Origin of the sequence: Cytobacillus sp. T106, from assembly GCF_040492155.1 — a bacterium.
Lineage (GTDB): Bacteria > Bacillota > Bacilli > Bacillales > Cytobacillaceae > Bacillus_AB > Bacillus_AB infantis.
The window spans coordinates 180,988-206,240 of record NZ_JBEUMK010000004.1 but is presented as its reverse complement, the minus strand read 5'-3'; the positions used below and the strand labels follow the sequence as shown (position 1 = coordinate 206,240).

The 25,253-nt window shown below is 47.5% G+C and carries 22 protein-coding genes; 16 read left to right on the top strand and 6 right to left on the bottom strand.

Annotation, left to right across the window (positions count from 1 at the left end; genetic code table 11):
• The first annotated feature begins 236 nt into the window (after positions 1 to 236).
• The 8 genes from ligA (at position 237) to ABU165_RS11380 (ending at position 12,622) form a co-directional block, all read left to right on the top strand.
• Complete coding sequence (gene ligA, locus ABU165_RS11415) at positions 237 to 2,243, top strand: NAD-dependent DNA ligase LigA (RefSeq protein WP_009792549.1); 2,007 nt, start codon at positions 237 to 239, stop codon at positions 2,241 to 2,243.
• 14 nt (positions 2,244 to 2,257) lie between these two features.
• Entirely contained in the window at positions 2,258 to 3,430 is a 1,173-nt protein-coding gene (locus tag ABU165_RS11410) for a CamS family sex pheromone protein (protein WP_101552119.1), read from the top strand.
• A 678-nt stretch (positions 3,431 to 4,108) separates the two neighbouring features.
• The gene (locus ABU165_RS11405; RefSeq protein ID WP_318060666.1) at positions 4,109 to 5,062 is read left to right on the top strand and encodes a nuclease-related domain-containing protein; all 954 of its coding nucleotides are present in this window, start codon (positions 4,109 to 4,111) and stop codon (positions 5,060 to 5,062) included.
• A 115-nt stretch (positions 5,063 to 5,177) separates the two neighbouring features.
• The gene (gene pruA, locus ABU165_RS11400) at positions 5,178 to 6,725 is read left to right on the top strand and encodes an L-glutamate gamma-semialdehyde dehydrogenase (protein WP_009792546.1); all 1,548 of its coding nucleotides are present in this window, start codon (positions 5,178 to 5,180) and stop codon (positions 6,723 to 6,725) included.
• Positions 6,726 to 7,280: 555 nt separating this feature from the next.
• Positions 7,281 to 8,744 (top strand): sodium/proline symporter PutP, encoded by a 1,464-nt coding sequence (gene putP, locus ABU165_RS11395; RefSeq protein ID WP_094769571.1) that lies wholly within the window; start codon positions 7,281 to 7,283, stop codon positions 8,742 to 8,744.
• 360 nt (positions 8,745 to 9,104) lie between these two features.
• Positions 9,105 to 10,607, top strand: a complete 1,503-nt coding sequence (gene putP / locus ABU165_RS11390) for a sodium/proline symporter PutP (protein ID WP_318060665.1) — start codon at positions 9,105 to 9,107, stop codon at positions 10,605 to 10,607.
• A gap of 152 nt (positions 10,608 to 10,759) precedes the next feature.
• On the top strand, positions 10,760 to 12,043 hold the full coding sequence (gene aceA / locus ABU165_RS11385; protein WP_094769547.1) for an isocitrate lyase: 1,284 nt from the start codon (positions 10,760 to 10,762) through the stop codon (positions 12,041 to 12,043).
• Positions 12,044 to 12,175: 132 nt separating this feature from the next.
• A complete protein-coding gene (locus ABU165_RS11380) occupies positions 12,176 to 12,622 on the top strand; it encodes a YueI family protein (RefSeq protein WP_094769548.1) in 447 nt (148 codons plus the stop codon).
• A 73-nt stretch (positions 12,623 to 12,695) separates the two neighbouring features.
• On the opposite strand, the gene ABU165_RS11375 is transcribed toward ABU165_RS11380, so the two are convergent.
• Positions 12,696 to 13,154, bottom strand: coding sequence for an NUDIX domain-containing protein (locus tag ABU165_RS11375; protein WP_009792541.1), 459 nt, complete (start codon positions 13,152 to 13,154; stop codon positions 12,696 to 12,698).
• A gap of 281 nt (positions 13,155 to 13,435) precedes the next feature.
• Between ABU165_RS11375 and ABU165_RS11370 the strand changes: the two genes are divergently transcribed.
• Positions 13,436 to 14,263, top strand: coding sequence for a VanW family protein (locus ABU165_RS11370; RefSeq protein WP_224952058.1), 828 nt, complete (start codon positions 13,436 to 13,438; stop codon positions 14,261 to 14,263).
• A gap of 249 nt (positions 14,264 to 14,512) precedes the next feature.
• On the opposite strand, the gene ABU165_RS11365 is transcribed toward ABU165_RS11370, so the two are convergent.
• Positions 14,513 to 14,863 (bottom strand): cupin domain-containing protein, encoded by a 351-nt coding sequence (locus ABU165_RS11365; RefSeq protein ID WP_318060664.1) that lies wholly within the window; start codon positions 14,861 to 14,863, stop codon positions 14,513 to 14,515.
• Between the two features lie 259 nt (positions 14,864 to 15,122).
• Here ABU165_RS11365 and ABU165_RS11360 point away from each other — a divergent pair, with 259 nt between their 5' ends.
• The 5 genes from ABU165_RS11360 (at position 15,123) to ABU165_RS11340 (ending at position 20,501) form a co-directional block, all read left to right on the top strand.
• A complete protein-coding gene (locus tag ABU165_RS11360; RefSeq protein WP_318060663.1) occupies positions 15,123 to 16,364 on the top strand; it encodes an MFS transporter in 1,242 nt (413 codons plus the stop codon).
• Between the two features lie 179 nt (positions 16,365 to 16,543).
• The gene (gene gatC, locus ABU165_RS11355) at positions 16,544 to 16,834 is read left to right on the top strand and encodes an Asp-tRNA(Asn)/Glu-tRNA(Gln) amidotransferase subunit GatC (RefSeq protein WP_094769552.1); all 291 of its coding nucleotides are present in this window, start codon (positions 16,544 to 16,546) and stop codon (positions 16,832 to 16,834) included.
• An 11-nt stretch (positions 16,835 to 16,845) separates the two neighbouring features.
• Positions 16,846 to 18,303, top strand: coding sequence for an Asp-tRNA(Asn)/Glu-tRNA(Gln) amidotransferase subunit GatA (gene gatA / locus ABU165_RS11350; protein ID WP_318060662.1), 1,458 nt, complete (start codon positions 16,846 to 16,848; stop codon positions 18,301 to 18,303).
• 13 nt (positions 18,304 to 18,316) lie between these two features.
• Positions 18,317 to 19,744 carry an Asp-tRNA(Asn)/Glu-tRNA(Gln) amidotransferase subunit GatB gene (gatB, locus tag ABU165_RS11345; protein ID WP_009792534.1) on the top strand — a complete coding sequence of 476 codons (1,428 nt, stop codon included), beginning with the start codon at positions 18,317 to 18,319 and terminating at the stop codon, positions 19,742 to 19,744.
• 205 nt (positions 19,745 to 19,949) lie between these two features.
• Complete coding sequence (locus ABU165_RS11340) at positions 19,950 to 20,501, top strand: thioredoxin family protein (protein ID WP_318060661.1); 552 nt, start codon at positions 19,950 to 19,952, stop codon at positions 20,499 to 20,501.
• Positions 20,502 to 20,611: 110 nt separating this feature from the next.
• Here the strand turns inward: ABU165_RS11340 and ABU165_RS11335 are convergent, their stop codons facing one another.
• The 4 genes from ABU165_RS11335 to plsY all read right to left on the bottom strand — a co-directional run bounded on the left by ABU165_RS11335 (position 20,612) and on the right by plsY (position 23,646).
• Entirely contained in the window at positions 20,612 to 20,935 is a 324-nt protein-coding gene (locus ABU165_RS11335) for a hypothetical protein (RefSeq protein WP_311225127.1), read from the bottom strand.
• 129 nt (positions 20,936 to 21,064) lie between these two features.
• The gene (locus ABU165_RS11330; protein WP_165352688.1) at positions 21,065 to 21,505 is read right to left on the bottom strand and encodes an NUDIX hydrolase; all 441 of its coding nucleotides are present in this window, start codon (positions 21,503 to 21,505) and stop codon (positions 21,065 to 21,067) included.
• 71 nt (positions 21,506 to 21,576) lie between these two features.
• Positions 21,577 to 22,824: a dicarboxylate/amino acid:cation symporter gene (locus ABU165_RS11325; RefSeq protein ID WP_129613840.1), complete on the bottom strand. Its 1,248-nt coding sequence runs from the start codon at positions 22,822 to 22,824 to the stop codon at positions 21,577 to 21,579.
• A 195-nt stretch (positions 22,825 to 23,019) separates the two neighbouring features.
• The gene (gene plsY, locus ABU165_RS11320) at positions 23,020 to 23,646 is read right to left on the bottom strand and encodes a glycerol-3-phosphate 1-O-acyltransferase PlsY (RefSeq protein ID WP_022543262.1); all 627 of its coding nucleotides are present in this window, start codon (positions 23,644 to 23,646) and stop codon (positions 23,020 to 23,022) included.
• Positions 23,647 to 23,772: 126 nt separating this feature from the next.
• On the opposite strand from plsY, the gene ABU165_RS11315 reads away from it, so the two are divergent.
• Both ABU165_RS11315 and lepB read left to right on the top strand, forming a co-directional pair.
• Positions 23,773 to 24,567 carry a class I SAM-dependent methyltransferase gene (locus tag ABU165_RS11315; protein WP_129613841.1) on the top strand — a complete coding sequence of 265 codons (795 nt, stop codon included), beginning with the start codon at positions 23,773 to 23,775 and terminating at the stop codon, positions 24,565 to 24,567.
• A 104-nt stretch (positions 24,568 to 24,671) separates the two neighbouring features.
• Positions 24,672 to 25,223 carry a signal peptidase I gene (gene lepB, locus ABU165_RS11310; protein WP_009792527.1) on the top strand — a complete coding sequence of 184 codons (552 nt, stop codon included), beginning with the start codon at positions 24,672 to 24,674 and terminating at the stop codon, positions 25,221 to 25,223.
• The last annotated feature ends 30 nt before the right edge of the window (positions 25,224 to 25,253 follow it).

Here is a 25,253-nt window from a genome sequence, read left to right as displayed (position 1 = left end):
TCTAAAGGTAAGAAAGTTTATTTTTTATCTTCGATTACTGTCTAGCTCCAGCGCCTACCCCCTCGAGGTCACAAGCCAATCCTCCCAAAAAGGCAAAGAACGCCTTTTAGGGAGGATCGTCTTGAGGCCCCCAGGATGGGGGTCATGCAGACGTTGCCACAGGACGTGGCGTTCTTAGTCTGCGTTCCTTTAGGGAGCAAGGCGCTTGCGCTTTTCTAATGAAAGGGCTGGAAAATATGGACCTTCAAAATGCCGAAGCAAGAGTAAAAGAACTGCATAATCTGCTGAATCAATATGGCTATGAATATTATGTCCTTGATAAGCCGTCAGTGCCGGATTCTGAGTATGACCGGCTTCTGAAAGAGCTGATGGAGCTTGAAAATGAACATCCTCAGCTGAAAACCGCTGATTCCCCTACCCAGCGGGTCGGCGGCGAAATACTCGATATGTTCGAAAAGGTCGAGCACCAAACACCTATGCTGAGCCTTGGCAATGCCTTCAACGAAGAAGATCTGCGCAGCTTTGACCGCCGGGTGCGGCAGACTGCAGGAGAAAATCTTTCTTATGTGTGCGAGCTGAAAATTGATGGCCTGGCCGTCGCCCTGAAATATGAGGATGGGCTGTTCATCCAGGGTGCGACAAGGGGGGACGGGACGATCGGAGAGGATATCACCGTAAACCTGCGGACAATCCGCTCCATTCCCCTCCGCCTTTCAGAGCCTGTATCCATCGAGGTGCGCGGGGAAGCATTCATGCCTGGCCGTTCCTTTGAAGCATTGAATAAAGGGAAAGAAGAGCGGGGCGAGGAGCCGTTTGCAAATCCGCGCAATGCGGCTGCAGGCTCCCTTCGCCAGCTCGATCCCCGCATCGCCGCTTCCCGAAATCTTGATATCTTTTTATACGGGATATCAAACACTGGCGATACAGGTGTAGAATCCCACAGTGCCGGACTGGATTATCTGGAAACACTCGGATTCAAGACGAACAAAGAGCGCAGAAAATGCGCCAGCATAGAAGAAGTTATTGAATATGTCAGCAGCTGGACCGAGAAGCGGCCTAACCTTGATTACGATATAGACGGAATCGTCATCAAGGTTGACTCGCTTGCACTTCAGGAAGAGCTGGGTGCAACAGCGAAAAGCCCGCGCTGGGCGATTGCTTATAAATTCCCTGCTGAAGAAGTGGTCACCACTTTAAGGGATATTGAGCTGAGCGTCGGACGTACCGGCGTTGTCACTCCTACAGCCCTGCTTGAACCGGTCCGTGTCGCCGGGACAACTGTCCAGCGTGCATCACTTCATAACGAAGACCTGATCCGTGAAAAAGACATCAAGATCGGTGACAAGGTCGTCGTCAAGAAAGCCGGAGATATCATCCCGGAGGTTGTCAATGTGCTGGCTGAGCAGAGGACAGGAGAAGAGCGAGAATTTATAATGCCGACACATTGTCCGGAGTGCGGAAGCGAGCTGGTCCGCCTTGAGGGTGAAGTGGCCCTGCGCTGCATCAATCCGAAATGCCCGGCCCAGATCCGTGAGGGGCTGATCCATTTTGTCTCCCGGAATGCGATGAATATTGACGGACTTGGCGAAAAAGTGGTCAGCCAGCTGTTTGCAAAAGAGCTGATCAAGGATGTCGCTGACCTTTATAAGCTCACTCATGAAGCTTTGATCGGAATGGAGCGCATGGGCGAAAAATCAGTCAATAATCTGGTGCAGGCCATTGAGGCATCAAAGCAGAACTCCCTTGAAAAGCTGCTGTTTGGATTAGGAATCAGGCATGTAGGCGCCAAGGCAGCCAAAACGCTTGCCCAGCATTTTAGCAGCATGGATAACCTGATGGCCGCCTCTGAAGATGATCTGACGGCGATCAATGAAATCGGCGGTAAAATGGCTGGCGCAATTGTCGCATTCTTTGAGCAGGAAGAAGCGAAGGAGCTTATCCGCGAATTAAAAGAATCAGGCGTCAACATGGAATACAAAGGGCCGAAGCCGGTTGCGGCAGAGGACTCCGACTCGTTCTTTGCAGGAAAGACAATCGTGCTGACAGGCAAGCTTTCCATATTGAGCCGAAATGAAGCAAAAGAAAAGATCGAAGCACTGGGCGGAAATGTTTCCGGAAGCGTCAGCAAGAAAACGGACCTCCTGATTGCAGGCGAGGATGCCGGCTCCAAGCTGGCGAAAGCCCAGGACCTGGGAATTGATATTTGGAATGAGGAGCAGCTGGTTGAAGAATTAAATAATTAAGAGGTGTAAAAGCAGTGAGAAGAACATCAATAATCGCCTTGTCCCTTGTCCTTTTGCTGACAGGCTGCGCCCCAAACTTCCAGAAGCAGGAGGAAGTGGTGCAGGAGCAGGATGACTCAAAGGAGAATGCGATTATTCCAAACTATAAGATTTCTGATCAGTATTATCGGGTATTGTCGCCATTTAAGCCTAGTGAAGCGCGCGGCCTAGTAGTCAACAATATTAATACAAGATATGACCTGAATGAATTCGAGACGGGCCTTATGAGGGTGGCCCAAAATTCATTTGATACCGATAAATACTTTTTCCAGGAAGGCCAATTTCTAAAAAGAGACATGGTCAGCAAATGGCTGAGCCGCAAATATACGGCCGCACAGCTGAAGGAAAAGAATCTCGAGGAAAAAGACAATCTTGGCCTGAATCCAGTGGATGACGAGAAAGGCGACATCAAATCGAGGGAAGAAAGAAATCCGATTTACCTGGCCCATATCCTTGAGCATAACTACCACCTGGTAAATGAAGATGGCAAAGCCTATCTCGGAGGAGTCGTCATCGGTCTCGCATTGAACTCTGTTCACTACTACAGAACAGTGGAGTATGGAGACGTTTTTGAGAAAAAAATCGATCATGCCACCCTTGAAAAAGAAGGAAAGCAGATTGCCGATCAGGTATTAAGCAGACTCCGCAGCATGGACGAGCTTAAAAATGTACCGATCACCATCGCCCTTTTCGAGCAGGAAAGCAATAAATCAGTCGTGCCTGGCACTTTCTTTGCCTATGCCCAGGCGGACAAAGGAAGCAGCAAGCTAGGCGGCTGGGAAAACGTAGATGAAGAATATGTGCTATTCCCATCCCCTGGAGCCACCGAAGATCACAGGGAAGACGTCACCTCATTCCTTAACTTCAAGCAGGACGTCGAAAAATACTTCCCGAACTTCAACGGGGTCATCGGGAAAGCCTTCTATGCTCAGGATCAGCTCCAGGAGCTGAACATTGAAATCCCGATTCAATTCTACGGGAAAGCAGAAGGCATAGGCTTTACCCAATATGTGACCGGACTCGTAATGAAGCATTTCCCTGACTATATATCCGTCCAGGTCAGCGTCACCTCCGTCAACGGCCCGGAAGCACTCATCGTCCGGAAAGCCGGAGACCAGGAACCATTTGTGCATATTTATCAGCAGTAGAAGAGACAAGCAGCCGGTTGGGGGGCTGCTTGTTTTTTTTGTGGGGCGGGAGCGGGAGTTGGCAGATAAACGCGTGGATTTGGTAGAAAAGTTAGCTCAATCGGTTAAATGATTGCGCGGTTCGGTAGAAAAAGGCGCCAGTCGGTAGAAAAAGCTGCGGAATGGTGAAAAAGCCCCTCAAAATGAGCTATCAGAGAGCCTTTCAGAGGGCGTGGATTCAGCCCGATAAGAGGACCGTCAGGAGTGATTTGGTAGAAAAATTCGTAAATTAATTAAAAAACAAGCTGAATTAATGAAATTATTCTGCGAATCGGTAGAAAAAAGACCCGATTCGGTAGATTAAGCCTTAAAATGATGAAAAAGCTCTCTTCGACCTCACTTCAAAACGAGCTGATAAGCCAATAGAGAGCTTGGCAAGTCCGCGCTGGCTCATTTATGTAAAAATCGCCTGAAAAATAGGCAATTATAGAAAAAAGCTCATTTAATTTACAAAAAAAGCCCCCGTAATACAAACTGCCCCGCCAGCCGCCCAACCACTCCCGAGAATGACTCATATGCTGCTCCTCCTGGTCGCCTGCCCCCCCCTCTCCAAAAGCTCAAACAAATTTCCCAATAAAAACAGGATTTCCACCCCCAAACCAAGTATATAAATACTAGAAAATAAGAAAGGAGCTTCCTATGATTCTAAAAAAAATAGAAATGCCTTTAAAACTGCAAAAGCTGCAGGCCCTTCACCGGCGACTGCCGCAAAGCCACCCCAAATACCAGCTTATCCAGGAAAAATTGGCGAAGGGGCTTGCCGGTTACAGAGGAGAGCTTTCGGTAGAGTACCAGCTCGGTTTTCTTCCGGAAGATAAGTATTTAATTTTCCATGATATCCGTCTGCAGGAAAAGGAGCATTTTTTCCAAATGGATTTCCTCCTCTTATCCAAAGAGTTCATCGTCACTATTGAAGTTAAGAATATGGCTGGAACCTTGTATTTTGATCCCGTGTTTCAGCAGCTGATCCGGACGCAAAACGAGAAGGAGGAAGCATTTCCTGACCCGCTTATCCAGATTCAGCGACATAAATCCCTCATGGCCAGCTGGCTCAGGAAGCAGAACTATCCCCCCATTCCTATTGAATCCCTCATAGTCATAAGCAGCCCATACACTCTATTGAAGACAAGCCCCAAAAACGAATCGATCTCCAAAATCATTCTTCATAGCGAAGCACTTTCGGCTAAAATAAAGAAGCTTGAATTAAACCAGAGAGAGAGCTGCCTGGATGATAAACAATGGAAGAAGCTAAGCCGCCTGATCCTCAAGAAACATACCCCTCTAAATGCAGATATCCTTGAACAATATGATATTAGGAAAGCTGAGCTTATTACAGGTGTATTTTGTCCATCCTGCCAAGCTCTTCCGATGGGAAGGTCACATGGAACATGGTTATGTCCCCAATGCCATTTCAAAGCTGCGGATTGCCATTTGCCTGCTTTGGATGATTATCGCTTATTAATAGGGCCGGCAATTACAAACGGAGAGGCCAGGCATTTTTTGCAGGTTTCATCCCTGCAGCTGGCAGGGCGGCTGCTCCATCATGTACAGCCAGAAGGAAAAACAAAGGGAAGGATTTATATATTAAAATAACAACCTGCAGAACTTTTGGAAAAATAAACATTTCTCAGAATGTTGGAGATAAATAGAAAGTCATGTTAAAATGGAACCTGGATGTAAACGTTTTAGTACATAGGAGGCGTTATAAATGGTACAACCTTACAAGCATGAACCTTTTACTAATTTTTCTGTTGAAGAAGAGCGCGAGGGCTACCTGCAGGGATTAAAGACTGTTGAGGGCTATCTTGGCCAGGATTATGATCTGCTGATTGGCGGAGAGCGCGTGTCGACTGAAGATAAAATAGTTTCCTATAATCCTTCTAATAAAGAAGAAGTGATCGGCCGTGTATCAAAGGCGACGCAGGAGCATGCCGAGCAGGCAATGCAGGCCGCTGTTGAAGCTTTTAAGACTTGGAGAAAAGTGAAGCCTGAGACGCGTGCTGATGTGCTTTTCAAGGCAGCAGCGATTATCCGCCGCCGCAAGCATGAGTTCTCTGCTTTGCTGACAAAGGAAGCGGGCAAGCCTTGGAATGAGGCTGATGCAGATACAGCGGAAGCAATTGACTTCCTTGAGTACTATGCACGTCAAGCTCTGAAAGTGAAAGACGGCATGCCAGTGAACAGCCGTCCGAATGAATATAACCGCTATGATTATATTCCATTGGGCGTGGGCATCGTTATTTCACCTTGGAACTTCCCGCTTGCCATCATGGCTGGTACGACTGTGGCTGCGATTGTTGCCGGAAACACTGTACTGCTGAAGCCGGCTTCAACTACTCCTGTGGTTGCAGCGAAATTCGTTGAAGTCATGGAACAGGCAGGCCTTCCGAAGGGCGTCCTGAACTTTGTACCTGGAAGCGGTGCAGAAGTGGGCGACTATCTGGTTGACCATAAGGACACTCGCTTTATTTCATTCACAGGATCACGTGATGTTGGTCTGCGCATCAATGAACGTGCATCTAAGTTGAATGATGGCCAGATCTGGCTGAAGCGCGTGATTGCGGAAATGGGCGGAAAAGATACAATTGTTGTTGACAAAGAGGCAGATCTTGAGCTTGCTGCACAGTCAATCGTTGCTTCCGCATTCGGTTTCTCCGGTCAGAAATGCTCAGCCTGCTCACGCGCAGTGGTGGTAGAGGATGTGTACGATCAAGTGCTTAACCGCGTGGTTGAGCTGACAAATGATCTGACACAGGGCAACCCGGAAGACAAGAGCAATTTCATGGGTCCTGTTATCGACCAGAATGCATTTGACAAGATTATGAGCTATGTTGAAATCGGCAAAGAAGAAGGCAAGCTGATGACAGGCGGAGAAGGGGACAGCTCTAAAGGCTACTTCATCAAACCGACTGTGTTCGCTGACCTTGCTCCTGATGCACGTTTGATGCAGGAAGAAATCTTTGGTCCGGTTGTAGGCTTTACAAAGGCTAAAGACTTTGACCATGCATTGGAAATTGCCAATAATACAGAGTACGGCTTAACAGGTGCGGTCATCACTACGAACCGTGAAAACATCCAGAAAGCGCGCGAAGATTTCCATGTCGGGAATCTGTATTTCAACCGCGGCTGTACAGGAGCAATCGTTGGATACCAGCCATTCGGCGGTTTCAACATGTCTGGTACAGATTCAAAAGCTGGAGGACCTGATTATATCCTTCTGCATATGCAGGCGAAGACAACTTCTGAAATGTACTAATCCGGACTGCCGGACATGCCCGCATCCCAATATGGGATGCGGGCTTTTTGTGCTTGTTAAGGAATTTATAAATTGTAATTCTTGTGGATGATTAGTATTTCTTGATCAACGTCCAGCTCCAGCGACTACCCCCTCGAGGTCACAAGACGAACCTCTCAAGAAGGCAAAGAACGCCTTTCCGGGAGGTTCGACTTGAGGCCCCAGGATGCGGGTCATGCAGACGTTGCAGCAGGACGTGGCGTTCTTAGTCTGCGTTCCTAAGGGTGATCAAGGCGCATGCGCTCTTCTAGTAGGATAGTCATGTTTTTATCTTAATATTTATACTATTAAATTAATTGTGTATAATTTTATTAGTTTTACCCTCTTAAAGCCGCTTGGTAGGAGGGTGGAACAGGAATTAATCAATCGTTTGATGAAGAGGCTTTTACTAAAAAAATGGAGGTGACGGGAGATGGGCTTGAGCGGGATGACGATTTTCTGGCTGTTTGTGCCGATGCCGGCATTGATTTTGCTTTCTATCGTTACGTATTTTACGGAGAGGAGAATGGAAAGATGATGTCTACGGCTACATTGGTTACTTTTATTGTCTATTTGGCCGGGATGCTGGCAATTGGCCTGTTTTTTTACCGGATGACCAGCAATCTGTCTGATTATGTTTTAGGCGGGAGGAGCCTGGGGCCGGGTGTAGCAGCGCTAAGCGCCGGGGCCTCTGACATGAGCGGCTGGCTTCTCCTGGGATTGCCGGGCGCGGCCTATGTTTCAGGATTTTCTGCTGTCTGGATCTGCATCGGCCTATCTGCAGGCGCTTATTTGAACTGGCAGTTTGTTGCAAGAAGGCTGAGGGCCTATACAGAGGTTTCACGAAATTCCATTACGATTCCTGATTATCTTGAGAATCGCTTCAGGGACCATTCAAAAGTGCTGAGGGTGATTTCTGCATTTGTTATTTTATTATTTTTTACCTTTTATGCTTCATCAGGAATGGTGGCAGGAGGCAAGCTGTTTGAAAATTCCTTTGGTCTGCAGTATGAAGCAGCCTTGTGGATCGGAGCCATTGTCATCATTTCCTATACTTTCCTTGGCGGCTTTCTCGCAGTAAGCTGGACTGACTTTGTGCAGGGAATCCTGATGTTCATTGCTCTTCTCATTGTCCCGATAGCGGCCATCAGCGAAGTCGGCGGATGGAGTGAGGCTGTTGATAAGGTGGGAAGCATTAAGCCGGACGGCCTGGATGTTTTTGCCGGCACTACTGCAATCGGGATCATATCTTCAATGGCCTGGGGCCTCGGTTACTTTGGGCAGCCGCATATCATCACCCGTTTTATGGCATTGAGATCAACCAGGGATGTTCCGATGGCAAGGCTGATCGGGATGGTATGGATGATTGCAGGGCTGTTTGGTGCTATATTTACTGGTTTTGCAGGCATTGCTTATTTTGCGGATACGCCGTTAAAGGATTCGGAAACCGTCTTTATGGATTTTAGCTCTCTGCTTTTCAATCCTTGGATCTCTGGCATTCTTCTTGCTGCGATCCTTTCAGCGATTATGAGTACAATTGATTCCCAGCTGCTTGTGTCCTCAAGTGCTGTGGCCGAAGATTTCTATAAGGCAGTCTTCAGGAAGGGAGCCGGAGAAAAGGAGCTTGTATGGGTCGGCAGGATCTCGGTCATTGTGATTGCCCTGATTGCCATCATTCTTGCCATGAACCCGGAAAGCTCTGTCCTTGATCTTGTGAGCTATGCGTGGGGCGGATTTGGCGCGGCATTCGGTCCAGTGATTATCCTGTCGCTTTTCTGGAAGCGAATGACAAGGAATGGGGCACTCGCAGGGCTTATTTCCGGAGCTGCCACTGTTGTCATTTGGGAAAAATTGAAGGGCGGCATCTTTGATTTATATGAAATTGTTCCTGGCTTTCTGGTATGTACTGCAGCCATTATTATTTTCAGTCTGGCATCTTCTTCACCGGATAAGGAAATTGAAGAAGAGTTTGAAAAGGCAAAGGCATCCTCTTTTGATTGAAAAAATTCATCTATTGAATGGCAGGCTATTATGGCCTGCTTTTTTATATTCCAGAGAAAATGATGACTTAATTTTATAAATTTAGATGAATAGATACTCGTGTATAACCGTTTTCTTAATTATATATGCAGATTTAGTGAATAAATATAAAAGGCATTACGGAAAACTGAATTTTCTCCCTGTTCTGATTATGTATCTGTGTTAAGCTTATTAACGGCTGTTAAACGGCGGGAGTGAGGATTGTTTTCTTTCAGTATTTTTTCAAATGATGATCCCTGCATAAGGTTGCAGAAATACTGCATAGAAAATGATGCTCGTATTTAAATATCTTAGTTATGGAAAGGAGAATGCTTTAAAACAATGGAAACGGCTACGTTAATTACTTTTATTGTGTATTTAATTGGAATGCTTGCAATTGGACTTATTTCTTATAAACTGACAAGCAATCTGTCTGACTATGTTCTCGGAGGTAGAAGCCTTGGGCCTGGAGTGACGGCCCTTAGTGCTGGTGCTTCTGATATGAGCTCCTGGCTGCTGCTTGGACTCCCGGGCCTTGCTTATACAACAGGACTTGATTCTATTTGGATGTGTGTAGGCTTAATTATTGGTGCTTATCTCAACTGGAAATTTGTTGCTTCCAGGCTGCGTGCCTATACGGAGGTTGCGAATGACTCCATCACAGTCCCCGACTTTTTCGAAAACCGCTTTAAGGATGGATCACGGCTTCTCCGTGTTATATCCGCTCTCGTCATATTAATCTTTTTCACCTTTTATGCTTCATCGGGTCTGGTAGGAGGAGCCCTGCTTTTCCAGGAGACCTTTGGGATGACGTATAATACAGCTCTGCTGATTGGGGCGATTGTCATCATTTCCTATACTTTCCTTGGCGGCTTCCTGGCTGTCAGCTGGACTGACTTTTTCCAGGGCCTTCTGATGTTCCTGGCACTTGTGATTGTACCGATTGTGGCTTTCGCAAAGCTTGGCGGGTGGGGAGAAACGATTGATACAGTCCGGTCCATCGATCCGTCTTATCTGGATCCAATTGATACGATGTCAGGCCTGGGAATCGTTTCTCTGATGGCTTGGGGGCTTGGCTATTTCGGTCAGCCGCATATCATTACCCGATTTATGGCCATCAGATCTACAAAGGAAATTCCTAAAGCACGTTTTTATGGGATGTCCTGGATGACCATTTCCATTATCGGCGCCATTTTGGTCGGTCTTGTAGGAATTCCGTCATTTGCGGAAAACCCCCTGATCCAGGGAGACGTGGATAATAGCGAAAAGGTATTCATTTTCTTCGCCGATATTCTGTTTAATCCATGGGTATCAGGCATCCTGCTGGCTGCAATCCTGTCAGCCATCATGAGTACGATTGATTCCCAGCTGCTTGTATCATCGAGTGCTTTGGCGGAGGACTTTTATAAAGGCATCATCCGCAAAAATGCGAGTGATAAAGAGCTTGTCTGGGTCGGGCGCATCGGTGTCATCGTCATTGCATTGATTGCAATTCTACTGGCTTATACCGGCAATCCGAAAAACGGAGGGGCTTCGATCCTCGATCTGGTCAGCTATGCATGGGGCGGATTCGGCGCTGCATTCGGTCCGGTTGTTCTTTTGTCCCTGTATTGGAAACGTATGACACGCAACGGCGCTCTTGCAGGTATGCTTACCGGTGCCATCACGGTGGTCGTCTGGAAACAGCTGACTGATAAAGAAATCATCCCGTTTGAGCTGTATGAAATTGTCCCTGGCTTCTTCCTCGCTCTTCTGGCCATTATAATCTTCAGCCTTATCGGCAATCAGCCGGACAAGGTGATCAGGGAAGAATTTGAAGAAGCAGTAGAGAGCGATCGGGAATAAACGGGAAAAAAGCTGATGAGATCTCTCATCAGCTTTTTTTTTGCGGAAAGTTTCAGAAAATTTAACAAAAACTCTTTTCAATCTCCCGACAGCTGTTATATAATACAAAATGTAAATAATTATCTGTATTATAACATAAAGGAGGAGTTGGAGTGGTTACTAACACAGCTGCAGCAATTCAGGAGAAGTGGGAAATGGAGGATCGGTGGAAGGGAATTGAGCGTCCTTATTCTGCGGAGGATGTATTAAGGCTCCGAGGGACGGTTCAAATTGAACACACATTGGCCAGAAGGGGCGCCGATAAGCTGTGGAATCTGGTTCATGAGGAAGATTTTGTGAATGCACTGGGAGCACTGACAGGCAATCAGGCGGTCCAGCAGGTAAAAGCGGGTCTGAAGGCGATTTATTTGAGCGGATGGCAGGTGGCGGCAGATGCCAATCTTTCAGGCCATATGTACCCTGATCAAAGCCTTTATCCTGCCAACAGTGTTCCGCAGGTGGTCAAACGGATCAATCAGGCGCTGCAGCGGGCTGATCAGATTACACACAGCGAAGGTGACCATTCTATTGACTGGTTTGCCCCGATTGTTGCCGATGCAGAAGCCGGCTTCGGGGGGCAGCTGAATGTATTTGAGCTGATGAAAGGGATGATTGAGGCAGGAGCGGCTGGTGTCCATTTTGAAGACCAGCTTTCCTCAGAAAAGAAATGCGGCCATCTTGGCGGAAAGGTGCTCCTGCCGACACAGACAGCTGTAAAAAATCTGATCGCTGCCAGGCTGGCGGCAGATGTAATGGATGTCCCGACTGTGCTGGTGGCACGGACAGATGCCAATGCGGCTGATTTGATCACAAGTGATGTTGATCCATATGATCACCCGTTCATCATGGGTGAGAGGACACCGGAAGGCTTTTTCCGGACCAGGGCAGGGCTTGATCAGGCCATCGCCCGCGGGCTTGCCTATGCCCCTTACGCGGATTTGATTTGGTGTGAGACATCCGAACCGGATCTGGAGGAGGCGAGAAGGTTTGCAGAAGCCATCCATGAAAGGTTCCCGGGAAAATTGCTTGCCTACAACTGCTCACCTTCATTCAACTGGAAGAAAAAGCTGGATGATGAAACAATAGCGAAATTCCAAAAAGAGCTCGGCAGCATGGGCTATAAATTCCAATTTGTCACACTGGCAGGATTCCATGCTTTGAACCACAGCATGTTTGAACTGGCACGGGGCTATAAAGACAGGGGGATGGCTGCCTATTCCGAGCTGCAGCAAAGAGAATTCGCCAGCGAGGAATTCGGCTATACGGCCACCCGCCATCAGCGCGAGGTGGGCACAGGCTATTTTGACCAGGTTTCCATGGTTGTTTCCGGAGGCACATCCTCAACAACTGCGCTAAAGGGTTCGACTGAGGAAGATCAGTTTACGGTGTCCCAATAGCATTTTGATTTCCCTCCTTGGGCAAAGGAGGGTTTTTTTTATCCGGGAAAAGGAATAGTAAAAAGAGGAGCATCACAATCTTAGACAAATTTACATACATAATAGTAGGCTCATACTAGAGGAGGTGTGGAGATGCCCCAAAATGTGGATGATTATGTGAAGCAGGGAATGTATGGGCAGAAGCAGACAAAACCGGATGAACGAAGAAAATTCCTCGGAACGATCAGGGAGCGGGTTGTGATTGCACTCACCCAGCCCCAAGTCAGAAGGGAAGGGACGCACCGTGAGGTTGAAGCTGCGCTGAAGGAGAACCCGTCTGCCCATCTATACTTAAACGGGAACATGAATTACTCTTATCTGTCCAAGTATATTAAGCTCGCGTCAAAATTCGGAGTCGAATATACCATTGTTACAAACAAAGAGCACAATACGGAAATCGGTCTTGTCCTTGCTTATGATCATGCGATAGATAAGGAAGAGATTTATATCAGCAGTGACAAGGCTGGAAAGGAAGCTCCTGAGAAAAAGGCAAAAAAGGGAGTGGCTGGTTTTTTGAAGAAATTTTTCAAAGGTAATTAAAGAATGCTGAGGCCGATGGTCCTCAGCATTTTATGTTAAAATTAAGAAGTATTTTCCAAAACTATTTCTTCAGTCAATTGACATCCCCCATATAAACAGGCAGCCCTGTTTCACCATCTGCATGCCTGATGATCAGCTCCCTGATGGGGGCAGGAAATAAAGGGCAGTCTGCCAATTCTTTTAGGGGAAGCCATTCAATTCCAACCTGATTTTTATCCGGGATGCTTCCTGATGCCGGAGAGCCTCCGTCCTGGATGCAGCAGGCAAAAAAGAATTCTACTTGATGCTGTCCTGCGTGGGGTTCATAACCATGATTGCTGCCGATATAATCACGTACAAACAGCAGGCTGCCGATCTCGACAGGTACGCCGATTTCTTCCAGGCATTCGCGCTGCAGATTGGCATGCAGATTTTCACCGTTTTCCTGGCCGCCCCCCGGAAGGACATAGAAATCCTCCCCGCTGTCATGCATCTTGATGGCAAGCAGGCAGCCATTCTGTATAATGATTGCTTTTGAAGCTGTTCTGATCATTTTTATATCCTCCTTGGGAATACATCCTTGAGTCTTTCATGGAATGGAGACATTCATACTCTATTTTTGGTTAAGAAAGTAATAGTTTAGGAGCCTCTGTTTATTGGAGTGGAAGGCACGTAGACTCCTGTGGGATAGCAGCGGCAATGCTGAGACCCCGCAGCGCGCAGCGTGAGGAGGCTCAGCGTCGCCCCGCGGAAAGCGAAGTGCCTGGAACGGAAATGAACAGACCCCATATGAATGCTATCCCTTTTGATTTATTTTTAAGCGAGGTGTCATGGATGAATATTGCCGAATTGCGCCCCAAAAAACGTTCAGACTTAAGAATTAGAGCCGGCACGTGGTTTTACACCTGGAAAAGATATGGCCGCTGGCTGGCAGAAGCCCGTACATACAGCAGCAAAAAAGAAGCAGCCGCTCTGCCATATCCGGTGTTCAGGCACCAGACCCCCCTTCTCAGAAAGCTGAAGGACGTAGACATGGCCTATCAATATAATAAAATCAAAAACCTGAAAATTGCGGTTGAGCGTCTGAACTCGATTGTCATTTATCCCGGGGAAACATTCAGCTACTGGAAGCTTATAGGCAGGCCGACTGCCAGAAAAGGATACCAGCCCGGCATGATTCTTCATTGCGGCAGCTTTAAGATGGGAACGGGGGGAGGTCTCTGCCAGCTTTCCAATCTGATTTATTGGATGACACTGCATACTCCGCTGACAGTGACAGAAAGGCACCGCCACAGCTATGATGTATTCCCGGACTCAAACCGCACCCAGCCGTTTGGGAGCGGCGCCACATGTGCCTATAATTATCTGGACCTGCAAATTACCAATCATACTGAAGAGCCTTATCAGCTGATCCTGTATCTGACGGATGAGTATTTATGCGGCGAGTGGCGGACAGTTTCAGAGCCTTTATACACGTATATGGTGTATGAACGGAGCCATGCCATCACGCCTGCATACTGGGGCGGATATGTCCGCCATAATGAAATCTTCCGCAGGTCCTATAACCGGCAGGGAAGGCTTTATGAAGACGAATATGTAACAGAGAACCATGCCATTATGATGTACGAGCCTCTTCTGGAAGGAACAGCCCGCCCGGATTAACAGAGCGGGCTTCCTTATTGTGCAGGAAATTTAAAAATTGTAAGTCTTGTGGAATATTATCAATCCTTGATCCACGTCCAGCAGCTGCGCCAAGTTCACAAGCTAAACCTCCCAAAAAGGCAAAGAACGCCTTTCCGGGAGGTTCGTCTTAAGGCCCCCAGGAAGCTGGCCATGCAGACGTTGCCACAGGACGCGGCGTTCCTAGTCTGCGTTCCTTAAGGGTGATCAAGGTGCTTGCGCTTTTGTTCTTCAGAGAGGCTGAAGCTGCGAAGAAGGCTCAAGTCCGGGGCCTTCAATAATAAAGGCGGTCATGCCAAGAGCAGAGCCGGATTCATGTTCTTCCCCATCTTCCCAGAAAACAGCCGTTCCAGGACCTACAGCTATTCGCTCTCCATCTGCAATCCTTACCCAGCCCTCCCCCGAAACAATCAAGAAAAGCTGCGGGCAGGCCGCAGGATGCATGCCAAGGACGCTGTCCTCCTTCAGATGCATGCAGCCTACCGTAACCGTGATTTCTCTGGATAAAAGAGAATAATAGCTGTTCAGGCTGCCAAATTTTGAAACCTCTTTGCCGGCTGAATCAAATCGAAATAGCTTCATCTAAAACCTCTCCTTAAATGGATTCACCTTCTATTATAACTGAAAAAAATGAATAGAAGGAATTGTAAAAAAACAGGTGTGCCTTATTGGATTCAGCCCGTATAATAGTTTTATCAGGCAGCAAATGCCAGCATACAAGGAGGAGTTCAATATGACAATCAAGGTGCTTGTTTCCTAGTCTGGGACGGGGAGCTTGTCACGAGATCTCCGTTTCAGACTTTCTTAGTTTTTATTAAGAAGGAGAAGCGGAGGAAGGGCAATGGAGGCAAAAAAAGTATATTATAGGCTGACGGGAATTCGGGCATTTTTATTTCAAGTCATTTTTACCGTAAATGCGATTTATTTTGTTGTGGAGGCTGGGCTTAATCCGCTCCAGCTTGTCCTGATCGGGACGATTATGGAATTGTCCATTGTGCTGTTTGAAGTGCCGACAGGAGTCATAGCCGATCATGTCAGCAGAAAGAAATCCGTTATCATAGGAACGATCCTGCTCGGACTGGCCCATCTTCTGGAGGGGGCAGTGCCTGCATTTTGGGGAATCGCATCAGCTTATGCTGTCTGGGGCCTGGGCTACACATTTCTCAGCGGTGCGGAAGAAGCATGGATTGCCGACGAAGTGGAAGGAAAAGGTCTTGATAAGGTTTTTCTAAAAGGATCGCAGATTGCCTCTATTGGCAAAATTGCCGGTATCATAGCAAGCATGACTATATCCATGCTCTTTTCAGTTCAGGCAGCGATTCTGATTGCGGGCGGTTCTTTCATTATATTGGCTGTCTGGCTCTGGTTTCGGATGCCTGAAGAACGATTTGAAAAGCTGGAGCGTGAAGAATCATCCCAGCTCCGGCAGCTTGCCGGAGCCATACACAAAGGATACAGGACAGTGAAGGGCCATCCGGTTCTTGCCGGCATGGCTGGCATTGCCCTTATGTGGGGGCTCGCAAGCGAAGGTTTCGACAGGCTGTGGGCTGCCCATTTTCTGGAGGATATTCAGCTTGCCGGGAGCTCTGCAGTTCTCTGGTTCGGATTGATCAATGGGATTGCATTGCTTCTGAATATCGGGGTGGTCGAGTGGATCAGCAGGAGGCTGAATGGGGAAGGGGAGCAGACATATGTCCGCCTGCTGCTCCTCGTGAACGGAGCTCTCGCGGCCAGCACACTGATTTTTGCGCTTAGCGGGGAGCTTTGGCTTGCCCTTGCCTCTTATTGGGCCAGTTTTACACTGAGAGGCCTTAACAGCCCGCTTTACAGCATCTGGCTTAATCAAATGCTTGAGCCAAAGGGAAGGGCCACCATGCTTTCACTGTTCGGACAGCTTGATGCAATCGGACAGATTGCAGGGGGGCCGCTTGTTGGCTGGATCGCGTTTTCGATTTCCATCCAGGCCGGATTATTTGCAACAGGTCTGCTTACTGTACCGGTCCTGATTTTTCTTTGCATCGCCGGCCGCTATGCGAGCAGCCGCGGAGTGTCCAAGTCATCCGGACAGGAAGGTACAGGATGAAACCGGATGAATGCAATATTTAGAACAAGGGTAAAGGCGTCTGGGATATCCAGGCGCCTTAGCTTTTCACTGCGGCCGCCATATATTCCACTACTTTCGGCAATTGCTTTAAAGCGCTGGAGTCTGATATGATTCTATCTATACTTATAGCATTTTTAAAATATTTGGAGGTGACAGAGATGTCTAGAATATCAGAAGATCAGGTCAGGCATGTAGCCCACCTGGCACGTTTGGAGATTTCGGATGAGGAAGCAGCGCGGATGCAAAAAGAGCTGGAAAAAATGCTTTCTTTTGCAGAGCAGCTTAGTGAACTTGATACAGAGAAGGTTGAGCCAACTTCCCATGTACTGGATATCAAGAATGTATTCCGGGAAGATATCGCGAAAAAAGGGCTGCCGCAGGAGGAAGTGCTGAAAAACGCGCCGGACCACCAGGATGGGCAAATTAAGGTGCCATCCATACTGGAATAGGGGGAAGACAAATGAGTTTGTTTGATCATAAAGTTTCAGAGCTCCATGAACTTTTACATAAAAAAGAAATTTCCGTATCTGATCTGGTTGAGCAGTCTTTTAAGCGGATTGGGGAAGTAGACAGCCAAGTGGGGGCATTCCTGACCTTGAATGAGGAAGAAGCACGGCGGCAGGCAAAGTGCTTAGACGAAAGGCTGGGCACGGAAGAATCGAAGGGCCTCCTTTTTGGCATGCCGATCGGCATTAAAGATAATATTGTCACGAAGGGACTGAGAACCACCAGTGCCAGCAAGATCCTCGAAGATTTCGACCCGATCTATAATGCGACTGTTATGGATCATTTACATAATGCCGAGACCATCACGATTGGAAAACTGAATATGGATGAATTCGCGATGGGTTCCTCAAACGAGAATTCAGGATTCGGAAATGTCCGCAATCCATGGAATCTTGAGAAAGTGCCAGGCGGCTCTTCAGGCGGCTCGGCTGCAGCGGTCGCAGCAGGGGAAGTGCCTTTTGCCCTTGGGTCAGATACAGGGGGATCCATCAGACAGCCTGCTTCCTATTGCGGAGTGGTTGGGTTAAAGCCTACCTATGGGCGTGTTTCCCGGTTCGGTCTTGTTGCGTTTGCCTCATCCCTTGATCAGATCGGCCCAATAACCAGGAATGTTGAAGATAATGCTTACCTTCTTCAGGCGATTTCCGGTCTGGACCCGAATGACTCTACCTCAGCAGATGTTCCTGTCGATCATTACGCCGGCGCCCTGACCGGAGATGTGAAGGGTCTGCGAATCGCTGTGCCAAAAGAGTACCTTGCTGAAGGTGTGGATGAAGAAGTCCGCCAGTCAGTCCTCGATGCGCTTAAGGTGCTGGAGAATCTGGGAGCTGTATGGGAAGAAGTATCCCTCCCGCATTCCAAGTATGCTCTGGCTGCCTATTATCTGCTTTCATCATCAGAAGCGTCCGCCAACCTTGCCCGCTTTGACGGTGTCAGGTACGGCTACCGCTCTCCGGATGCTGAAACATTGATGGAGCTTTACAAAAAGTCGCGCGCCCAGGGCTTCGGCGATGAGGTGAAAAGAAGGATCATGCTCGGAACCTTCGCCTTAAGCTCAGGCTATTATGACGCTTATTATAAAAAAGCACAAAAGGTCCGCACTTTAATTAAAAAGGATTTCGAAGAGGTATTTCAATCTTATGATGTCATCATCGGGCCTACAGCGCCGACTCCGGCATTCAATATCGGGGAGAATATAGACGATCCGCTGACTATGTATGCCAATGATATATTAACTATCCCTGTTAACCTGGCAGGTGCGCCTGCCATTTCGGTTCCGTGCGGATATTCGAATGGCATGCCGCTCGGACTGCAGATCATCGGCAAGTATTTTGACGAGAGCACGATCTACAGAACAGCCCATGCCTTTGAGCAGGCAACTGACTTCCATAAGCAAAAGCCGGGACTGTAAGGGGGAAACAGACATGAACTATGAAACGGTTATTGGACTTGAGGTCCATGTTGAATTAAAAACAGATTCGAAAATCTTTTCCGCGAGCCCGAACCATTTCGGGGCGGAACCCAATACAAACACAAGCGTTGTGGAACTCGGCTATCCCGGCGTGCTGCCGGTGCTTAACCGGAAAGTGGTCGATTACGGGATGAAAGCGAGCATGGCGCTGAATTGCCAAATTGCTGATGTAACGAAATTTGACCGCAAAAACTATTTTTATCCGGATAATCCAAAGGCCTATCAGATCTCACAGTTTGATAAGCCGATTGGTGAGCATGGCTGGATTGAAATAGAAGTAGACGGATATAAGAAAAAAATCGGAATCACCCGGATCCATCTGGAAGAGGATGCCGGCAAGCTGAATCATGAAAAAGGCTATTCCCTCTGCGATTACAACCGCCAGGGAACCCCGCTGATTGAAATCGTGTCAGAGCCTGATATCAGGACAGCCAATGAAGCCTATGCTTATCTCGAAAAACTGAAAAGCATTATTCAATATACGGGTGTTTCTGATTGTAAAATGGAAGAAGGATCGCTCAGATGTGATGCGAATATTTCCATCAGGCCAGTTGGCCAGGAGGAATTCGGCACCAAGACCGAGCTGAAAAATCTGAACTCTTTCAACTTTGTCAGAAAAGGGATTGAGTATGAAGCAAAGCGCCAGGAGGAGGTGCTTCTTGCCGGAGGTACGATCCAGCAGGAAACCCGCCGTTATGACGAGTCTACTAATACGACCCTGCTTATGCGTGTAAAAGAGGGTTCTGATGATTACCGCTATTTCCCTGAACCTGATCTGACGGATATTTACATTGACCAGGAGTGGAAGGACCGGATCCGTGCCGAGATTCCGGAGCTGCCGGACGCGAGGCAAAAGCGTTATGTAGAAGAGCTTGGCCTCCCTGCTTATGATGCTGCAGTTCTGACGGTAACAAAGGAGACAGCTGACTTCTTCGAGGCAGCGGTCGAAGCAGGAGCGGACGCCAAGCAGGCATCAAATTGGCTGATGGGTGAAGTGTCTGCCTACTTGAATGCGGAGCAGAAAGAGCTGGCTGATGTAAAGCTGACACCGGAGAACCTGGCCGGGATGATCAAGCTGATTGAAAACGGGACAATCTCCAGCAAAATCGCTAAAAAGGTCTTCAAGGAGCTCATCGAAAATGGCGGGACCGCGGAAGCCATCGTCAAGGAGAAGGGCCTCGTCCAGATTTCTGACGAAGGAGCGCTCCTTCAATATGTGACAGATGCACTTGATGCAAATCCGCAATCGATCGATGACTTCAAGGCAGGCAAACAAAAAGCAACCGGGTTCCTGGTCGGGCAGATCATGAAAGCCTCCAAGGGACAGGCTAATCCCCAAATGATCAACAAGCTGCTGATGCAGGAAATAACAAAACGATAGAGAATAAGCCGCTGGGGAAATCCAGCGGTTTCTATTTATTATGGGGAAATTTGCTGGTCTGTTTAGACAAACTTCCTCTTTATTTCCCAGGAAAGGATGAAATGCGGCAAAGTCCGGCAAAAAAAGGATTGTACTGTATTCGCAGGGAATAAATAAGAGATGCAATAGCCAATTAATCAATATTGATAGGAAAGGAAGTGCTTGTATGGAATTGAAAGACTGGTTTGCGAAGGGACTGACCTTCTCTGAATATGTGGAAGGTATGAGTGTTAATAAGCAGGAGATGGAAAGCATAGAAAATAAGTTTTCTCTTACAGAAGAGGAAAAGGCCAAGCTGGGGAATGTGAAGGGAAACGGATTAAAAGTGATTGTCCTGACAGAGGACTGGTGCGGGGATGCGATGCTTAATATTCCGATCCTTATGCATATAGCAAGAGAGACGGATATGGAGACAAGGTTCATTCTGCGGGATGAAAATCTTGAGCTGATGGATCAGTATTTAACCAATGGAACGGCACGTTCAATTCCTATTTTTATCTTCATCGATGGAGACGGACAGGAAAAGGCTGTATGGGGCCCGCGGGCAGAGACCGTTCAGGCCTTTGTCGACAATGAACGGGCCAAGCTTCCATCAGCCGACAGTGAAGACTTCAAAGAAAAACAAGGCATCATGTTTAAAAAGATGAAAGCGGCATACCAGGAAGATGAACAGGTCTGGCATGATGTGGCGGCAAGCATTATAGCTAAACTTCAATAAAGGCAGCAAAGAATAGCCGCCCATATTAAAAGTATAGCAGGCAGCCCGGCTGGCTTCTCAATTACAAATAAAGCTTCCGCATCTCAGCGGCAGCTTTATTTGTATTCTGTTCAAGAGAACAAAAAAGAAAATCCAAGGGAAGCAGCGAGCATAAGCAGGGAGGATGCGAGCAGGGGATTGACTCTGATGTGGAACATTTCTCTGGCTTCCCTGTGCCCTGTATCCCGGTGGTTCATGAATGAACTGGCGATGACTCTGTTGGTCCAAGCATCGCCTGTGCTGGAAAAAAACAAGACGAAAGCAAACCACAGAGCGGAAAATAAGAATGAGAAATCAATCAGGCCATAGCCGGAAAAGAAGAAATGCCAGATGGAGAAAAGCAGCAGGGCCTGGATGGTCAAGGAAGCAGCAAGGATGATGGCAAAACGTTTCATGAATTCATCTCCTTTCCATTATTAGAGGAAGCGGCGTATGGAAGGATGTGTGTTTCAAAGTTGGCCGGCTTGCCCCCATGCTTCTTTTTTTACGATTAAAGAAAGAAAAAGTTCCAAAAAAAGTAAAAATTAAGAGATGGTATGAAAGAAAGAGAGAGGGATATAACTTTGTTTCAGTATAGAGCGGGCTATTTGCTTGATTACACCGGGCTCCCGCAGCCCGTTATCGTCCATGCTGAGAATTTCCTGAGCTGTCATCCATTTATATTCTGTCATCCCATTTTCTAATTTAATAGTGCCGCCGGCAAATTCAGCAAGAAATTGAAAAAGGAGAATAGGGTGGCCTGTCCTGCTGGTAAACTGGAAGATTCCTGCCGATTCCGCAATTTTAATATCCAGCCCTGTTTCTTCTTTTGTTTCCCGCCGGGCGGCCGCAATTATATCTTCCCCGGGCTCCACATGGCCGGAGGGGAAATTCCAGGTGGGACCAGCCGCATTTTTATGTTCCTTAATCATGAGCAGCCGGCCATCCATCAGGACGGCAGTGCTTGCAATCAAGATAGAATTCATTGAGTACCTCCTGTATACTTTTTGGTTCATTATAACATGAGAAATGCCCCCTTCATTCAGGGGGCATGGTGTTAAATGATAGCTTCCTCTTCTTTTTCAAAGTGTTTATCCATCCAGTCTTTCCCTTCCAGCTGTTTAGTTACAAGCATGCTGGAAACGGTATCTCCGGTGACATTGACGGCAGTGGCTGGCGGATCGACCACTACGCCGATTGCTGAAATGATCGGAAGCGCCTCGATTGGCAGGCCGTAAAGTGTGATGATCATCATCTCGCCAATAAAGCCTCCTCCTGGCACACCGCTCATGACTGTCCCTGCAAGCAGCGAGATGCCAATTGCTGTTAAAAAGGTATCCAGGCCAGTGAAATCCATATTGAAAATGCCGAATACAAAAGAAATCTTCAATATGGCCGCCAGGCAGGAGCCATCCATATGAATGGTTGCGCCGAGCGGAAGAACGGTTTCCCTAATATCTTTAGGCACGCCGATTCGTTTGGCGGCCTGCAGGTTAACAGGCAATGAGCCAACGCTGCTTCCAGTGGCAAGAGCGGTGGCAGCAGGGGAAAAGATATTTTTCCAAAAGCGGGCCACTCCCTTGCGACCCCCGGCAATAAAGGCATAAAGCGTAAAGCCGATCAGGAAATAAAGAATGGCAGCAGGGTAATAGACGATTACGGCACGGGCATAATCTCCGAGAAGTTCAGGACCGAATACGCCTATCAGTGACGCAAAGTAAGCGCCAAGTCCAATGGGTGCATAATACATGACAAGATTGATCAGCCTCATAAAGACTTCTGAACCGCTGACCAGAAACTTTGTGAAAGGGCGTCCTTTTTCACCAGAAAGGCCTGAAGCCACCCCAACCAGGACTGAAAAGACTATTAAAGCGAGCATATTCTTGCGGGAGAAGATTTCAATAAAGTCAGGCACAGTAAAGGTTTTGACCAACTGATCGGGCAGGCTCAGCTCTTCTGTATTTTCCGGCTGTGTCAGAGGGATGTCAGTCCCCTGGGCCGGCGGGAAGGCTGTTACCGCAACCAGCATTACAATAGAGGCAATAATGCCTGTAGCAATGAATACAACCATCATGCTGCCCATGATTTTTCCGAGCCGCTTCATGCTGTTCATATTGGCGATAGCCGATGAGATTGTGAAAAAGACGAGCGGTACTACTAACATAAATAAGAGATTTAAGAATAAGTCCCCAAGCGGCTTGATTACTTCCGCTTTTTCTCCGAAAACGAACCCGATAATGCTTCCAATGATAATTGAAGCAAACAGGATAATGGGAAAGCGGTATGCTTTTAATTTTTCCTTCATTTAGGTAACTCCTTTTGCAAAAAAAATTGAGATGATGCCCATAGGATATGGGTGAACCTCTACCATTCTACCCGAAATGGAATGGATATGACAGATTGGGAAATGAACAGGTATTTTTTTCATTCAAAGGATCTGCCATTCAGAAGGCGGACCGGGCTTGTTTATACAACAAAAAAAAGAGAGCCATCACAGCTCTCAAGCCTGCTTCGGCCCTTTTTTCGCAGGTATCCTGTCATTCTTTAAGTTTTTGTCATTGATCTTTGGCTCTTTATTTTGGCGGAAGTTTGAGATATTTGAACGGTGCAGGATGATCAGAAAGATTGTAAAAAAGAAAAATATAAGTTCATGGGTCCAACCGGGCTGAAATAAAGAAAAAATGAAAAGGGCAATTCCGACAGAGATTGAACCGAAAAATACATATTTTGTTGCATAAATGACTCCGACAAACGCTGCATAGGCCGCCAGAAACATCCAGGCATTGGCAACCAGCAGCACCCCTGCGGTTGTTGCAATGGCTTTGCCCCCGCGGAAGCCAGCGAAAATAGGGAAGCAGTGGCCCGCAACCGCAATCAGTCCGGTGTAGAGCGGATCCAGGTCAGTATGAAGAAGGAGAGGCAGACCTGCGGCAAGTGCCCCCTTGCCTGCATCAATGAGAAGAACGGCAATCCCGGCCCGCTTTCCAAGGACCCGGACGGTGTTGGTTGCCCCGGGATTATTGCTGCCATGCTCGCGTATGTCGATTTGGAACAGCCACCTGCCAATCAGAAGGGCGGTTGGAATCGAGCCGATCAAATAGGCGGCTGCAAGAATAGCAAAATTCATAAATCCTCCTTTCTGCCAGCCTTACAGCAGAAATAAAGTGAGAGAAATTGTAATTGCTTTCATTCTACCATATAATGAGCATACCCCGATTTAAATTCCTAATATTTTGAAAAAGGATGTGGCGGAATGGGTATTGTTGATTTTGGAAACAGGGCAAGTGAATATGCACGTTCCCGGAACGATGTTCCAAATAGTCTGTTTGATAGCCTTCATCTAAGAAATATTAATTTTACCGGCAAAAAAGTGGTTGATCTGGGCTGCGGGACAGGAGCGCTGACTAGGAGGCTGATTTTCCGCAAAGCAGACGCTGTCGGAATCGATCCCTCAGAAAAGCTTCTACAGGAAGCCGCCGGGATCAGCCGGGACAAGTATCTTGAAATCCCTTATAAAAAAGGAACTGCAGAAAATACAGGCCTTGACGGGGCTGAGTATGATATGGCGACGGTGCTCCGTGCCTGGCACTGGTTTGACAGGGAAGAAGCCCTCAGGGAAATTACCAGGATTCTTAAGCCGAAGGGTCACCTGATTGTGGCAGATACAGGATTCAAGACAGACCAAAGGCTTGTGGAAATCACTTTTGATTTTTTGAAGAAAGAAGGAGCAGAGCTTAAACCTGCCGGAAGCAAGGCAGAGTCAAGCCAAAGAATCAATGGATTTCCTGTAGAGTGGTTCCGTGAGTGGGAAGAGGCAGGGTTCGGGCTGAAAGATTTGTATGCGCTTCCATATGATGTCCATTTTACCAATGAAGAATGGCTGAACAGAGTTGCTTCTTTATCCTATTTGGCGGACCTCTCAAAAGAGGAAGGAGATGGATTGCTGCAGCGCCTGAAAGAAGAGCTGGAGGCACACTATGGGGCCAGTGCCTCACACGAGATTGCGCATTTCTGCACTATAGCTATTCTTCAGGAGGGAATCCGGTAAAGTGACTGATGGAGGACATTCAGTACAGAGCGCTTTTTCAAACCGAAATGTGCATATGCCATTCTTTTCGCTTATAATAGATTCATATAGTGTTTGAGAGGAGAATGACCATGGCAGGGAACAGCAAAAAGTCTGAATGGATTTCATGGGCCAAATCGATTGCCCTCGCGCTCGTCATTGCGTTTATTTGCCGCCAGTTTATATTTGCGCCGGTGACTGTCCAGGGCGATTCCATGATGCCGACCTTCCAGAATCAGAATAAAGTGATCGTGACCAAGCTCAGCAAGATTGAGCGTTTGGATGTCGTTGTATTTCATTCGCCTGATTCCGAGGATGATTATATAAAAAGGGTGATCGGTCTGCCAGGGGATGAAATTTCTGTGAAGGACGACCAGCTTTTTGTGAATGGGAAAAAAGTGGATGAACCATATCTGGCTGAAAACCGCAAGGAAGCGGCAGAGTTCGGCATTGAGCATCTGACAGAAAATTTTGGACCGCTTGTCGTGCCGGAGCATCAATATTTTGTGATGGGCGATAACCGTTTGAACAGCAATGACAGCAGAAGCTTTGGATTCATTTCTGATGAGTCTGTCGTTGGGGAAGCCAAGTTCCGCTACTTCCCGCTCAATCGGATAGGAAATCCTGAGAAACCATAAAAGAAGGAGCCCGGCTGCTAATTAGCCGGG